Below are 14,647 nucleotides of genomic sequence, written 5' to 3'. Positions count from 1 at the left end.
GTGACCGCCCACAGCCATGATTATCTGGGCCATGCCCATGACGAGAATGCCCGGCGGACGCGGGCGGTCGTCTGGCTATCGGCCGGAATGATGGTCGCGGAGATCGTCGCGGGCTATCTGACCGGATCGATGGCGTTGCTGGCGGACGGCTTTCACATGGCAACGCATGTCGGCGCGCTGGGGATCGCCGCGCTCGCCTATTCCTATGCCAAGAAGCATGTCGCCAATCCCCGTTACAGCTGGGGCACGGGCAAGGTCGGCGAACTGGCGGGGTTCGGATCGGCCATGGTGCTGGGCATCGTGTCGCTGGGCATCGCCTATGAGTCCGTCGTCCGGCTCGGCGATCCGCATCCAGTCGCGTTTCGCGATGCCATATTGGTCGCGGTGCTGGGCCTGGGGATCAACCTGATCAGCGCGTGGATGCTGGGCGGCGGCCACGGGCATGATCACGGGCACGCGCACAGCCATGGGCATGACCATGGCCATGGCCATCATCATGGGCATCATCATCACGACCATGCCCATGACCGGCATGGCGGCGACACGAATATGCGCGCGGCCTATATCCATATTCTCGCCGATGCACTGACCTCGGTCATGGCGATCATCGCGCTGGTCGCGGGGCGCTATTTGGGCTGGGTCTGGCTCGACCCGGCGGTAGGCCTGTTGGGGGCGCTGGTCATCGCCAACTGGGCGGTCGGGCTGATGCGACAGGCCTCGGCCGTGCTGCTCGACGCCGCCGATCCCAGGCTGGCCGCCGAAGTGCGCGAGCGGATCGAGGCGTCCGGCAATACGCGCATCCACGACTTCCACATCTGGCGGATCGGCCCGACCGCCCATGCCGTCGTCCTGTCGATCGAGGGGATCGGCACCACGCTGGACTGTGCGGAAGTCCATCGCCGCCTGGATGGCATGCCCGCGGTCGGCCATGTGACCATCGAAATCCGGTAACGCTTCGTTGAAGCCATTCTGCTAAAGCGCTGTCCATGCGCCCCTTGCAGCTTCTGGCCGGTGCGATCCTGATCGGCGCCCTGGGTGGCGGTGTGATGCTGATCCGGCATTCCGCCGACGAGGACGTCGCGAGGTCGAAGGTCGTGGCGGCGCCACAAACGGCGGCTATCCGTCCCCCCGCGCCCTCTCCCTCCTCTAGCCCCTCGCCCGCGCCTTTCGTCGTGCGCCGCATTCTCGACCTGAAGGCACCGCTGCACCATGGCGACTTCGTGTGGGACGAGAGCGGCGCGCCGCAGGGGCCGGTGGTGATTACCGTCGACCTCGCCGCGCAGGTCGTGTCGATCTTTCGCGACGGCTATGAGATCGGCACCGCGGCGATCATCTATGGCGCGGACAATATGCCGACTCCGCTCGGTGTCTTTCCCATCCTGGAGAAGGACGCCGACCATGTGTCCAACCTCTATGATGCGCCCATGCCCTATATGTTGCGGCTGACCCGCGACGGCGTGGCGATCCATGGCAGCGATGTGCGTTATGGCTATGCGACCCATGGCTGTGTCGGCGTGCCCACCGCCTTTGCACGCAAATTGTTCGCCGCGACGCGGATCGGTGACCGGGTGATCGTCACCAACGGCAAGCGACTCGCCATGGGACAGAGCATCGTCGGGTAAAACGCATTTCCCGCAAGGGGCGCATTAGATCTCAGCTATTTCAATAGCTTACACCCAACACCTCTGGTCAGAAACCAAAACGCGACATGAAACCCGCGCAACTGGCGATGCACCGCCCCTAGCGTTAGCTCGCATAACCTAATGCGAGTCATTTGCATTTTTCCATTGAGAATTGCACCTTAGCGTCTTATTGCGAGTGATAGGCAATAGATGAAAGGGGTCATATGCTTCTGGCGCTCGCCGTAATGGCTGCGATCGGGGAACCTGGGGAAAAGGCTGACGAAAAGACCGAACAGTGCGACATCGTCGTGACCGCGACCCGCGCGCCGATCGAGGCGCGGGATGCGCCGGTCACCATCTCGGTCAAACGCGCCGAGACCATCGCCGACGAACTGGCGACCGACATCAAGGATCTGGTCCGCTTCGAACCGGGCGTCAGCGTTCGCCGCGCGCCCACCCGCTTCGGCGCCGCATCGGGATCGACCGGACGAGCGGGCAATGAAGGCTTCGTCATCCGCGGCATCGGCGGCAATCGCGTGCTGATCCAGGTCGATGGCGTACGCGTGCCCTACGGCTTCAGCTTCGGGGCGCAGGATGCCGGGCGCGGCGACTATGTCGATATCGGCCTGATCAAGTCGGTCGAGTTCCTGCGCGGCCCTGCCTCGGCGCTCTATGGCAGCGACGGACTAGCGGGTGCGGTCAGCTTCGTCACCAGCGACCCCGCCGACATTCTGGGGGACAAATCCTTCGGCGGGTCGCTGCGCACCCAGTATAATTCGGCGGACGAGGAGTTCACCCAATCGGGCATCGTCGCGGGCCGATCCGGCGAGGTCTCGGCCATGCTCGCCTATACCCGGCGCGACTTTTCCGAACTGAAGAACCGGGGCGATGTCGAGGGCACCGGCGTCACCCGCACCGCGCCCAATCCGCAGGACGGCCACTCCAATGCCCTGCTGGGCAAGCTGGTCTGGAACGTCGCGCCGGGCCACCGCCTGCGTGCGACCGGCGAGTATCTCGGCAACCGCGTCGCCACCGACGTGCTCACCGGGATCAACACCAGCGTCGCCGGGTTGCAGGCCCGCGATACCGCCGAGCGCTGGCGCGGCACGCTCGACTGGACCTATGACGGGACCGGCCTGATCGAGTTCGCGCGCGCCGCCGCCTATGTCCAGAATGCCGAGGATCGCCAGTTCAGCGCCGAGGACCGCCGAACGCTGGCCGACCGCACCCGGCTCAACACGCTGGAGAACCGGGTCTATGGCGGCTCGGGCGAGGTCCGGCTGGGCTTCTCGACGGGGGCGATCACCCACCGGCTGGTGACGGGCGCCGATGTCAGCGTGCTGCGCCAGCGGGGCGTCCGCGATGGCACCGTGCCGCCATCGGGCGAGACATTCCCGACCCGCGCCTTTCCGACGACCGACTTTACCCTGGCCGGGGCCTTTGTCGGGGACGCGATCGGCATCGGGCCGGTGACGCTGCACCCGGCGCTGCGCTATGACTGGTATCGCCTGTCGCCCCGGCGCGATCCTCTGTTGCCGCAATTCACCGGCGCCGGGCAATCCGCCGACCGGGTCAGCCCGCGCATCGGCGCGGTCGTCACGCTCACCCCAATGGTGCGACTGTTCGCCAGCTATGCCCGTGGCTTCCGCGCGCCCGAGCCGGGGCAGATCAACCAGTTCTTCTCCAACCTCGCCTTCGGCTATACCTCGATCCCCAATCCGAACCTTCGCCCGGAGACGAGCGAGGCGGTCGAGGCCGGATTGCGGCTGAACAGCGATGCCGTGGACCTGTCGGCGAGCGTGTTTCGCGCCGATTACCGCGACTTCATCAGCCAGGAGGTGGTGGGCGGACGCTTCACCCCCAGCGATCCCGCGCTGTACCAGTTCGTCAATCTCGACCGCGCGAGCGTGAAGGGCGCCGAAGCCCGGTTCGAGGGGCGGGCCCGCAACGGCCTGACCGGCCAGCTCGCCATCTCCTATTCGCAAGGGGACCAGATCGCCGCCGACGGCACCCGCAAGCCGCTGGCGACGATCGACCCGCTCAAGCTGGTGATGGGGGTGGGCTGGCGCGAACCCGGCCAGGGGCGCTTCGGCGGTCAGGTCGTGATGACCCACAGCGCACAAAAGGCGGCACGGGATACCACCGGCCTGTGCTCCACCACATGCTTCCGACCGGCCGCCTTCACGATCCTCGACGCGACGCTGTTCGCGAAGCTGACCGACACGCTGACCATGCGCGCGGGCATCTTCAACCTCACCAATGCCACCTATGCCTGGTGGTCCGATGTGCGCGGCCTGTCGGTGCCGCGCCCCCTCCCCACCGGCGCCGCCGATGTGCCCCCCGCCGCCTTCACCCAGCCGGGGCGCAACGCCAGCGCGTCGCTCTCCTTGCGCTTCTGAAAGGACTGACCCGATGATGAACCGTCCGATGCTGATGCTGGCCGCGCTCGCGCTGCTCCCCGTTCCCGCCCATGCCGATGGCCCGGTGAAGCAGACCATGGCCGAGGCCCAGGCCGCCAAGGCCGCCGACCGGGCCGAGATCCTGGCGATGGCGGGCGATTACAAGGTCCGCTTCGACATGCAGGAAACCACGCCCTGGGCGGCGGGCTATGTTCCGTTGGAGCGCAAGATTTCCGGCGGCAACGAAGTGGTCCGCGTGATCGAGGACACGCCCGACCATATCGCGCTCCAGCATCTTCTGGTCGTCGAGCATGGCGGCAAGACCCATGTCATCAAGCATTGGCGGCAGGATTGGGACTATCAACCGTCCCGCGTGCTGGTCTATGCGGGACCGGGCCGGTGGGTGTGGGAGGCCGTGCCCGAGCGGATGCGTGCCGGACGCTGGTCGCAGACCGTCTATCAGGTCGACGACAGCCCGCGCTATGCCGGATGGGGCCAGTTCGAGACACAAGCCGGCGTCCGGCGCTGGCGGTCGAACTGGACCTGGCGCCCCCTCGCCCGCCGCGATGCGGTCCGCCATCCGGTCTATGACCGCTATTATGCGATCAATCGACACCAGCCGACCCCGACCGGCTGGATCCATTGGCAGGACAATACGAAGATGGGCCTGAAGGACGGCAAGCTCGTCCCCATCGTCCAGGAATCGGTGCTGAACAGCTATGAGCGCTTCGACGGCTATGACGTAAAGGCCGCCGACACCTATTGGGCGAAGACCAGCGCCTATTGGGCGGCGGTGCGGGCCGCATGGCAACGGGTCGCCGAGACGAAGGGCGGGATCGCGATCCAGGAAGAGCCCGAAACCGGCACCGTAATCAGCGGCCGCCTGCTGACGATCGCCGACGAGATCCAGGCGGGCAAGATGACCAACGCCGCCGGAACAGCCGAAGCCATCGCGCTGATCGACGGGCATACGAAGCGGATCGGGTGATGGACTGACGGGTTTCGGGACCGTTCGCATTTTGCCGTCGATCACGACCCGCCGGTTTGCCGACCGGCGGGTCGAACGGTTCGGCGGCATGGCCTTTGTCGGCTGAAGCGTGCAGCGTTTAATTCGGGGGTTCAGGGCCGCGTTGTGGCGCTCATCGTCCGGCGATCGGAAAGCTGCCGAGCAGGACCTTCATTCCAGAATGGAGCGGGTGAAGGGATTCCGTTCCATGATTTTGTCACACTGAAACCCGCAGAAAACTGCGGTTTCTAGATCGTCCGAAATGCTATGTGCTACAGTTTGGTGCCCAGATCAATGCGCCTTCCCTGCAACAGATTCAGCAGCCTCGATGGATCGAAGATGCGCGTTTTGCAGCCGAAGAAACGGAGCAGTCGTGCCGCCTCCTCAATGCACAGGCGCGAATAAGACCGCTCATGCTGCGATCCGTAGAGCAGCAGGATGCGGGGCGGCAGATCGCCAGCGCCCCGCCCGAGAGCGGGCTGATCCAGCGCATAGCGCCGGCCGAGCGCAGGCAGATGGTCGGGATCGGCAAGGTCGCGGAGAGGCATCAGGCGATCCCAATTCGCAGCGCGAGCGCCGCCAGCGTGATGAGCAGGACAGGCACGGTCAGCGTGACCCCGACCCGGAAATAATAGCCCCATCCGATGCGCACGCCCTTCTGCCCCAGAACGTGCAGCCACAGCAGCGTCGCGAGCGAGCCGATCGGCGTCAGCTTGGGGCCGAGGTCGCAGCCGATCACGTTGGCGTAGATCATCGCTTCCCTGACGGCCCCGGTCGCGTGCGTTGCGTCGATCGACAGCGCGCCCACCAGCACGGTCGGCATGTTGTTCATCACCGACGACAGGACGGCCGCGATGACGCCCGTGCCCAGCGCAGCGCCCCACACGCCGCCTTGCGCGGTGCGATCGAGCAACGCCGCCAGATGATTGGTCAACCCTGCGTTCCGTAGGCCATAGACGACCAGGTACATGCCGAGCGAGAAGATCACGACCTGCCACGGGGCGCCGCTCAGCACCTTGGCCGTTGGAATCACGTGGCCCCTCCCTGCGATCACCAGCAGCAGGATCGCGCCGGCAGCGGCCACGGCGCTGACCGGCACGCCGAGCGGTTCGAGCAGGAAGAACCCCGCGAGCAGCAGGGCGAGCACGATCCATCCGGCGCGGAACGTTGCGGCATCGCGGATCGCCTCGCGCGGCGCGCGCAGCGCCCGCACGTCATAGTCTGTCGGTATGTCGCGCCAGAAGAACAGCAGCAGCGCCGCCAGCGTCGCAGCGATCGACACGAGGTCGACCGGCACCATAACGGACGCATAGTCACCAAACCCGACTTGGAAGAAGTCGGCCGACACGATGTTGACGAGGTTCGACACGACCAGCGGCAGGCTGGCGGTGTCGGCAATGAACCCGGCCGCCATGACGAACGCCAGCGTCGCCTTGTCCTCGAACCCCAGCGCCCGCAGCATGGCGATGACGATCGGCGTCAGGATCAGCGCCGCACCGTCATTGGCGAACAGCGCGGACACGCCTGCGCCGAGCAGCACGATCAGGACGAACAGCCGACAACCATGCCCCCCGCCCCAGCGGACGACGTGCAGCGCCGCCCACTCGAAGAACCCGGCTTCATCGAGCAACAGGCTGATGAGGATGATCGCGACAAAGGCGGCGGTCGCGTTCCAGACGATGCCCCATACCACCGGCACGTCGGACAACGTGACGACTCCCGCGAGCAGCGCCACGACGGCCCCGCCCATCGCGCTCCAGCCGATCCCGAGGCCTTTGGGTTGCCAGATGACGAGCGTGATCGTCGCGACGAAGATCAGGATGGCAAGAAGCATCAGGCGACGCGCTGGCCCAACGCATCGACCACCTCTTCGCCGTCCTCCTTTGCGAACGCGGCAAGCTGGTCGCTCGGCAGCAGATCGATGACAGTTTCGGACGGGCGGCACAATTTCACGCCGAGCGGCGAGGCGACCAGCGGCCGGTTGATGAGGATCGGGTGTGCCATCATCGCATCGACCAGCGCATCGTCGGACAGCGACGTGTCGCCCAGGCCCAACTCCGCATAGGGCGTCCCCTTCTCGCGCAGCAGACCGCGGGGCGTCATGCCAGCGCGGTCGATCAGCTCGACCAGCAGCGCACGCGCGGGTGGGGTCTTCAGATACTCGACCACGTGCGGCTCGATGCCGGCATTGCGGATCAGCCCAAGGGCGTTGCGCGACGTGCCGCATTCCGGATTGTGATAGATGACGATATCGACAGCCACGGAGCGTCCTTTCAGCAGCAGGGGGCGAGTTCGGCGATGAGCGGCGCGCACAGTTCCGCGTTGCCCGCACAGCAATCCTTGACGAGGAACAGCGTCAGCGCCCGCAGGCCGTCGAGGTCGGCGCGGTAGATGATCGACCGGCTATGGCGTTCGGAGCGGACCAGTCCCGCGCGGGCGAGAATACCAAGGTGCGCGGACATGGTGTTCTGCGGGACGTTGAGTTGGCGGGCGATTTCGCCAGCCGCCATCCCGGCGGGTTCGTGGCGCACCAGCAGCCGGAACACATCTAGGCGCGTTGCCTGTGCGAAAGCGCCGAATGCAGCGATTGCCGAATCAGTTTCCATATATCCAGTATAGTGGATTCATTGCTACTGGCATACTGATGGATCGCTTCGGCCTACCCGATCTTACCCAAGTCAGAATCTGCTAGGAGCAGACTTTCTTCATGCGATTGCCATCGAGTTGGCGGCGTGGACGCGCCAGCCTATAAAGACAGACGATGAGCAGTTCGGCCCCTTCTCAGACCCTGTCCGCGCCCTTGAGCGCCCAGCGGTGTGACGCGATCGGAACACTGCTTGCCGCCGTGTCGCGCATCGTCGGTGCAAGGGCTGACCGCCGTCGCGGCGGCGCCGGTGTATATCGTTGCCTGCAGTCGATCATCGTGACGCTATTTTCGATCGGCATGCTGGTTTGGCTGCGTCTGCAATCAGGCATCCGTCGTATCGGCGCTGCGCTCGATCCACTTGCGCTGCAACGGTCGTTAAATCGTCCACCCCAACATTGGGCCGCACCATAACCGCCGTCGCCATAAAATCCCGCGCCTGACCGACACGGTCATGGCGCAAGATGACAATGTGCCAGTCGGATTGACCTGTCGAATGCCTTCTCCTGCGAGACCTGCGATATCGCAGGTTTCGCAGGTCTCGCAGGTCTCGCAGGTCTCGCAGGTCCGGTCTGGCTCGCAAATGGCGAGTGATATCATGAAGAAGAGCAAGGACTGGCTCCGCCCCAATGTCGTGGCGGGGATGATGGAAGGCTTGGTCAAATCCGGGCAGTGGAAGCCGGGTGACTGTATCGTCGACGCGGCGAGATTGTTGGGCGTCGGGCCCAATGGTGGCTTTTACAAGAATGCGAAGCTCTGGGTAGCGGCCAGTGCCGAGAGGGACGCTCCGCCCGCCCTCGAAGTCCCGCCTGAAGTCCGCACAGCGTTTCAGGGGCTGTTCGATCGCTTTACAACGGACGGGATGAATACCCTGCTCGGCGCCTTCAGGGATACGGTCAACACGATACATCGCGACGCTTCGCTCCGCATCGCGACGGCCGAGGAGCGTCTGAGCAGGAGCGAAACCGAGGCAGATATGCTGACGGATCACTGGATCGAAGCTGAGAAGGAACGCGATGCCGCGCGAACCCAAAGTGACCAGCTACGGGCTCAACTCGATGATGCCCGTCGTCGTGAAGATCGGCTACTCGGACGGCTCGAGCAACTTTCTATTCAGTCGGATAAGCCTGCTATCACCAAGGTCGGCAAGGTTGACCTCGACGCGGGCGACCAGCCTCCGGCTGCGATCAAGAGGAATGACGGGTCGGATGAGGAGCATAATGATCGCGAACCCGTGGCTGACACCGACGCCGCACATCGAATCTGCAGCGAGCAGCTCGAGACGATCGAAGGGTCGCAGAGTAGCAGGGCCGTATCGACAGACGATGCTGAACCCGATGCGATGCCGATGAGTGAAATCTGGAGCGGCGGCTCCGTTGACGAGCAGGGTAATATGGAAAGCTGACCCAACAGCGCCCGTGCTGCCGCTGGCGGCGTCAGCACGGGTTCCGTATGCTCACATCCGCTCGAGATTATAAGCCAGCGTGGTCGTCATCCAATCCACTCGTAACAGGAAATCTACCGCGTTCTTCTCCAAATTCTTTGCTCGGATTATTTTGGGATTGGCGAAGTTGACGATACAATGCTCAGGCAATTGCACGACATCTTTGAGCGGTTTCGCCGATTGATAGAGTTTATCGATAGCGGCTTCGGGTAGCGATGTTCCGGGGACGATCAGTTTAGCGCGCTGGTTGCGCATCTCATCATACAAAATTCCGCCGCACCTTTGATATGTAAGCCAGAATCCGTCACGATAAATGATGTCACCATCAGGAGCATCTTCTTCATAATCTTGATTGTGACGGGATGATGTACGGCGAGGCGTGACATTCATGCCTTTCTTCCACCGATCTATCATCAAGTCGATGTTCAATCGGTACCGATCCAGCCACTCCAAGCCGGCTAGTGAGATATACTCCATTCATTTCTCCTCATTGATTTTCCGATGCCGCTATCTTGACGACACATTTCGTCATCTCTTTCCTGCCGAAGCTACGGGACCTCGGATTGCACAAAGTGCGGATAGAGGCCGGGGCCGCTCCATCGATTCACTTTGCGTGGGGCGATGCCTCGGATCGAAATATCTGCGCGTCAGCGTCGATCCACAGACGTTGCGCGTGACGCTTCAGCGCGCGACGCACGGTGGCGAGATCCTGCATGGACAGGCCCAGGTGGTCGGCAAGCGCCTGCCCGCGCAACCCAAGGCCGATCCCATCGACCAGCGCGGCCTGACGCGGTGAGGCAGCGCTGAGCTGGTCGAGGATGCGTTCGCACACCAGCCGGACGCGTTCGATCTCGATGACGTCGTCGGCCGCCAAGACGGTATAGCCGCCCATCGCCATCTGTTCGGCCAGGACCTCGACTGGCAGCGACACGACGTCCTCGCCGCGCCGTTCACGAGCGCGGCGATGGGTCGAGGCGATGCTGCGCATGATGCCCGCCAGGAACCGCTCGCCCGACACACCTTCACGACACGTACGCGTTGTCAGCGCACCGACGATTGCCGTCTGTAGGAGATCACGCCCTTCACCCGGATAATCGGCGGCGAATTGGTCGGCGCAGCGCGTCATTGCGGCGCCGGGCGCCATATCGATCCTGACCAGCTCCGCCTTGATTTCGTCGCGGGTGAGTTGGCGGGCGTCCTCGGCAGGAACGAAGGGCTTGGACATGACAGGTCCTACTCCCTCATGCGCCACGCCGAGAATTTGCAGACAGGCTGTCCGCGTTTTTCCGTAATGGCGCATGTGGGAGTAGGACCAGCCTTGTCATGACGGCGAGGCTAATGCAGGTTGGTGAAGCAAGGGTGAAGGGTCAGGCGGCGTCCTGATCCAGCCACGGCGCCATGATCGCGGCATCGTTGGCGGCTTTCGCATATTGTGCGGCGAAGCGCCGATCCCGATGTGCCTGCAACGCTGCGATATATCCCCGATCCGGTCGCTGTTCGATGACGCGGCGAAGGATGCGATCCTCGACCGCCTCGGCTTCGGCGCGGGGATCCGTCAGCCGCCGCCAGCGGGCCAGCAACAGTGCGGTCGAGACGACGTCGACCTCGCAGGCGGATGCCACCTCTTCCCATTGCCCCGTCTCGATCAGCCGGGTGACCGCGAAGGGCGGACAGGTGATCTTGCCCGGCAGGTCCATCGCGGCGAGAACCTCGGCCAGATGGATCGGCTTGATCTTCATGCCTGCGGTCAGCGCGCGGGCGAGGTCGATATGCCGGTCGCGGTGGAAACCACCATGCGATAGCCAGCCCCAGCTTCGTGGTAGCGACAAACCATGCCGCATCGCGGCCGCAATCAGCAGAGGTATGTCATGGGCCAAGCCCATCCAGGTGCAGAGTTCAGCCTCTGGCGGGGCGTCGGCCAGCACGCGAAGAACGCCGGCCACAACACCGCGTTCATCCAATTCCGGGGCGGACAACGTCTCGAAGCTTCGCACATCAAAGCCGCCCTCGGCATCCTCGACCAGCACCATGATCGACGCGACGCAGAGCGTCTGGAAAATCCATCGCGGACACGTCAGCGGGTCTTCGCTACGGGTGTAGCCACGGCGGATAGGTTTGTCCGGCGACGGCGTCCAACGCTCCATCTGCTGGTAGCGCTGGTGGGCGGTATGATCGAGAACGGCGGACTCAATATCGAGCACGATCCAGCTGCGTCGTGGGCGAGGCGTTGTGGCTTCGAGGGGCATGTAAGGTCTCCAGAACAATCAGGAATTAGCGGCCACCGACTGGTGCCGCTGGTAGCGCTGGTGGGCGGTATGATCGAGAACGGCGGACTCAATATCGAGCACGATCCAGCTGCGTCGTGGGCGAGGCGTTGTGGCTTCGAGGGGCATGTAAGGTCTCCAGAACAATCAGGAATTAGCGGCCACCGACTGGTGCCGCCGGGTAAGTCAGGCGAAGCGGACGATCGTCTCGTGCAAGGGCTGCGGGCAGGTAACGGCGGCACCGGTGGCAACGAACTGGTTATCCGGCAGCAAGTCGCTGCTGCGGGTGGCGGCCACCGCCTTGATCCGCGACATCGCCAGCGCACGGCCGTCGCGCACGGCCTTCGGCCGACCCGCCATGCGGATCAGCGAACCCCGCGTGTCGATCGCGAAATGCTCGTCGGTGGAGGTGCTGACCAGGATCACGCGTGCGCGATCGTCCGCAGCGAAGGGAACAAGCCGATCGATGATGTCGACCGTGACCAGATCGCGAAAGGCCACCGCGAAGCCATCCGGTTCCCTGGCGGTGATGGTCGACCATCCCGAATAGACAAGGTCCTTGTTCAGCGCCTGTGCGATACGGCCAAGCTCAACGCCAACCGGCGCTGACATCGTCTGGCCCGAGGTAAATGCGATCACGTTGTTCACCGGCGCGAAGGTGGGCCAGCCCATCAGCTGACGCAGCGCGAGCATGAAGTTCTGGTGGCGGACGATCATTTCCATGTGTTCATTCCTTTCTGGTGACGGCCGCTTCCCGGCCGGAGCATTTTTCCCGTTCCCGACGGTGCTCACCGCACCGCCTTCGATGCCCATCAATGGACTTTGTGGAGCCGGTGGCGTGCCGACACGGCGACCAGTGTCTCGATCGCCTGCCGCAGCCGGCGTACAGAGCGCGTCCGTCGAAACACGCGCAGCAGCGCAGTTTCGGCGGCCTGCTCGATTTGCGGCAGTGCCGATGGCGGCAGGCCGAGCTGATGGGCGACGTCCCGCCAGAGAGTGGGCAGCACCAGTTCGGCATCTTCCGGTCGCGGCCCTGGCACCTGGATGACCTCGACCCGCGACAGAAGGGCTGCGGGCAACCGATCGATGCGATTGGCCGTCATCACCCAGTTGATGTGCGACAGGTCGATCTCGGCGGCGAGGCAGCCGTCGAAGTAGCGGGCGGCGCCCGCGCCCTCCAGCATGCCGAGCAGCGTCGCGACCGCGTCACCCAGATCGCTCGCCACCGTCTTCTCCACCTCGTCGATGACGATCACCGGATTGGCGGTGTTGGTCCGCTGCATGACCATGGCAGGCAGGCTGGGCTGCGGATGCCGAAAGCCCCTCGGATTACCCGCCAGTACCGCGTTGCTGTTGACCCCGGCGAAGGACAGCACTGCATCGCCGCAGCCGGACAAGGCCCCCAACCTGCGCGCCAGATACGTCTTGCCCGCCCCCGGCGGTCCGACGAGCAACATGGGGCGCAACGCCAGCCATGGCCGCCCCGCCCAGAAGCTCAGCGCAGCCCGTTCGGCAATCCGGTCGGCGAATGCCGCCATCCACGGTGCCTCGGCGCGCAGCACCGCCGCCAGCCGTGCCTCGCCGCTGCTGCCTGCGCGCTCCAGCATTGCGCCGCCGGCGAGCGGCAGCGGCTGGGTGAGCATCGCATACTGCGTGGGGATTGAGGTGCTCCATTCATTGTCCGCCAGACCGTCGGACGGGATCGAGCGGCACGGACGGACATGCGGCATGCCATTGACGACCATCATCACGACCGCACCTCCGCATTCGGCGTAGCGAGCCAGGCATCGGTAGCGGCGCGGACCGGGCCGATGTCCGGCTGGCCGTCCAGCCACAGACGCCATGTGGCCTTGGCACGGGCGGCAAGATGATCTTCGATATCACCGTGATTGCCGGTCCGGTGCGCGTCGGCGAGCGCGGTGGCCGACATTGGCACGAACGGCAAACCGGCGCGGTGGGCGATGGCGTCGAACGATGTCGCGGCCGAACCGCCAAAGGCGTCGGCGACGTCGACCATCCCGCCTTCCAGCGCCCCATGCAGTCCGCGCAACATCCGGGCGGCGGCGACCGCGTTGCGCGCGGTGCCAGCGCATTCGATGAGGGCGGGAACGACGATGTCCTCGGCGCGCCATAGCAGCAGCCTTCCGGGCGGATAGCGTAGGCGGTCGGCCAGCCAGCCGATCGTCTGGGCCGGATCATCGGTGACGGTGCTGCTGTCGGCAACGAGATCGAAGCCATAGGTGCCGAAGCTGCGGCGTACCGCCAGCGTCGTGGCGCCGATCAGCAAAGTGCGCGCCGGTCGTTGCGCCATGGCAGGTTGGCGGATGCAGGCGACGGACAGGACGAGGGTGTCGGTGGTCATGACGGGGGTCCTTGAAATGACGACGGCCCGGCCATCTGAGTTGATGGCCGGGCCGTCCGGGGAGACTTGGTGGTGATGGTCGCGGTCAGGCGGCGGCGAAGGCCTGCTCATCGGCTTCGCGGCGTAGCGTCGCGGTGACGCGGTCGAGCGCGGCCCGCACATCGGCGGCGAGCGCCCGCGGGCGCGACCAGCGCATCAGCGGACAGTCGACGAAGGCGTGGAGATGATGGAACTCCGGTGTCGCCTCGATCCGTCTCGCAAGGGCTGCCAGTGGTCGCGTCACCAGCGACTCGTCAGCCTGGCGCGCGGCCGTCCAGGCGAACCACAGGACGAGCGTGGCGACCGCATCCTCCATCACATAGCGACGGATGCGGTCATGCTCGCCTGCCTCCCACAAGGCGGCGACATCGCCGCCCGCGACATCGGTCTTCGCGGGGATGCCGATCTGGTCACACAGCGCTGCCAGCCCGACCTTGCGACCGAAGCTCGCATAGCGGTCGGCGAGATCGAGATGTTCGCCGCCATAGCGATGCGCAGCAGCATGATCGGCCAGCGCCGGCATGTTCCACAACCGGCAGCGCTGTGCGGCCAGCCGCAGGACCAGCGCATCGAATTGGGTCGAGTTGTAGCCGGTCACGACCTGCGCCTGGGAGAAGCGCTGGTCGGCGGCGCGGATCAGATCGGCCTCGTCGATATCGCCGGTTGCGACCAGCGCCTCGATGTCGAACGTCCATTCGCCATTCCGTATGGAAGCGGCGGCGAAGCCGATCGCCACCGGCCGGTGCAGCGGCCAGGGCGGGAACGCCCCATCCGGCATCGCCGGGGCGATCGTCTCGATGTCATAGGCCACGATGGCGCCCGGCACGTGGGCGTGGCTGGACGGGCGCTGTGAAGAGCGCATAGGTC

At 64.9% G+C, this 14,647-nt stretch carries 16 protein-coding genes and 1 pseudogene; 6 read left to right on the top strand and 11 right to left on the bottom strand.

The features are described 5' to 3' along the window. The 4 genes from dmeF (at position 1) to QE360_RS14065 (ending at position 5,009) form a co-directional block, all read left to right on the top strand. Positions 1-951, top strand: a complete 951-nt coding sequence (dmeF, locus tag QE360_RS14080) for a CDF family Co(II)/Ni(II) efflux transporter DmeF (protein ID WP_405052596.1) — start codon at positions 1-3, stop codon at positions 949-951. 35 nt (positions 952-986) lie between these two features. Next, positions 987-1,622, top strand: coding sequence for a L,D-transpeptidase family protein (locus tag QE360_RS14075; RefSeq protein WP_309702447.1), 636 nt, complete (start codon positions 987-989; stop codon positions 1,620-1,622). Positions 1,623-1,846: 224 nt separating this feature from the next. Next, positions 1,847-4,021 (top strand): TonB-dependent hemoglobin/transferrin/lactoferrin family receptor, encoded by a 2,175-nt coding sequence (locus QE360_RS14070; protein ID WP_309702446.1) that lies wholly within the window; start codon positions 1,847-1,849, stop codon positions 4,019-4,021. Between the two features lie 13 nt (positions 4,022-4,034). Further along, positions 4,035-5,009 carry a DUF6607 family protein gene (locus QE360_RS14065; RefSeq protein WP_309702444.1) on the top strand — a complete coding sequence of 325 codons (975 nt, stop codon included), beginning with the start codon at positions 4,035-4,037 and terminating at the stop codon, positions 5,007-5,009. Positions 5,010-5,347: 338 nt separating this feature from the next. Here QE360_RS14065 and QE360_RS14060 read toward each other — a convergent pair. The 4 genes and pseudogenes from QE360_RS14060 to QE360_RS14045 form a co-directional block, all read right to left on the bottom strand. Continuing rightward, a pseudogene (locus tag QE360_RS14060) lies at positions 5,348-5,575 on the bottom strand (arsenical resistance protein ArsH); the annotation flags it as partial. Continuing rightward, positions 5,575-6,861 carry an arsenic transporter gene (locus tag QE360_RS14055; protein ID WP_309702442.1) on the bottom strand — a complete coding sequence of 429 codons (1,287 nt, stop codon included), beginning with the start codon at positions 6,859-6,861 and terminating at the stop codon, positions 5,575-5,577. The gene QE360_RS14055 and the pseudogene QE360_RS14060, both read right to left, overlap by 1 nt. Continuing rightward, entirely contained in the window at positions 6,861-7,289 is a 429-nt protein-coding gene (gene arsC, locus QE360_RS14050) for an arsenate reductase (glutaredoxin) (protein ID WP_309702439.1), read from the bottom strand. Before arsC ends, QE360_RS14055 begins: the two co-directional genes overlap by 1 nt. Positions 7,290-7,300: 11 nt before the next feature. Beyond that, positions 7,301-7,633 (bottom strand): metalloregulator ArsR/SmtB family transcription factor, encoded by a 333-nt coding sequence (locus tag QE360_RS14045; protein ID WP_309702436.1) that lies wholly within the window; start codon positions 7,631-7,633, stop codon positions 7,301-7,303. Between the two features lie 155 nt (positions 7,634-7,788). Between QE360_RS14045 and QE360_RS14040 the strand changes: the two genes are divergently transcribed. Next, the gene (locus QE360_RS14040) at positions 7,789-8,085 is read left to right on the top strand and encodes a hypothetical protein (protein WP_309702433.1); all 297 of its coding nucleotides are present in this window, start codon (positions 7,789-7,791) and stop codon (positions 8,083-8,085) included. Between the two features lie 184 nt (positions 8,086-8,269). After that, complete coding sequence (locus QE360_RS14035) at positions 8,270-9,076, top strand: hypothetical protein (RefSeq protein ID WP_309702431.1); 807 nt, start codon at positions 8,270-8,272, stop codon at positions 9,074-9,076. 51 nt (positions 9,077-9,127) lie between these two features. Here QE360_RS14035 and QE360_RS14030 read toward each other — a convergent pair whose 3' ends face one another. From QE360_RS14030 to QE360_RS14000, 7 genes are all read right to left on the bottom strand, one after another. Further along, a complete protein-coding gene (locus QE360_RS14030) occupies positions 9,128-9,592 on the bottom strand; it encodes a hypothetical protein (protein WP_309702429.1) in 465 nt (154 codons plus the stop codon). Between the two features lie 127 nt (positions 9,593-9,719). Next, positions 9,720-10,340 (bottom strand): hypothetical protein, encoded by a 621-nt coding sequence (locus QE360_RS14025; RefSeq protein WP_309702427.1) that lies wholly within the window; start codon positions 10,338-10,340, stop codon positions 9,720-9,722. Between the two features lie 142 nt (positions 10,341-10,482). Further along, the gene (locus QE360_RS14020) at positions 10,483-11,316 is read right to left on the bottom strand and encodes a hypothetical protein (RefSeq protein ID WP_309702425.1); all 834 of its coding nucleotides are present in this window, start codon (positions 11,314-11,316) and stop codon (positions 10,483-10,485) included. Positions 11,317-11,565: 249 nt separating this feature from the next. Continuing rightward, positions 11,566-12,102, bottom strand: coding sequence for a hypothetical protein (locus QE360_RS14015; protein ID WP_309702424.1), 537 nt, complete (start codon positions 12,100-12,102; stop codon positions 11,566-11,568). Between the two features lie 89 nt (positions 12,103-12,191). Beyond that, the gene (locus QE360_RS14010; RefSeq protein WP_309704185.1) at positions 12,192-13,127 is read right to left on the bottom strand and encodes an AAA family ATPase; all 936 of its coding nucleotides are present in this window, start codon (positions 13,125-13,127) and stop codon (positions 12,192-12,194) included. Further along, positions 13,127-13,741: a hypothetical protein gene (locus QE360_RS14005; protein ID WP_309702423.1), complete on the bottom strand. Its 615-nt coding sequence runs from the start codon at positions 13,739-13,741 to the stop codon at positions 13,127-13,129. Before QE360_RS14005 ends, QE360_RS14010 begins: the two co-directional genes overlap by 1 nt. A gap of 85 nt (positions 13,742-13,826) precedes the next feature. Further along, positions 13,827-14,642, bottom strand: a complete 816-nt coding sequence (locus QE360_RS14000) for a hypothetical protein (RefSeq protein ID WP_309702421.1) — start codon at positions 14,640-14,642, stop codon at positions 13,827-13,829. Positions 14,643-14,647 lie beyond the last annotated feature (5 nt).

Origin of the sequence: Sphingomonas sp. SORGH_AS_0789 (assembly GCF_031453055.1) — a bacterium.
Classification (GTDB): Bacteria; Pseudomonadota; Alphaproteobacteria; order Sphingomonadales; family Sphingomonadaceae; genus Sphingomonas.
This window is presented reverse-complemented; position numbering and strand designations above follow the sequence as displayed.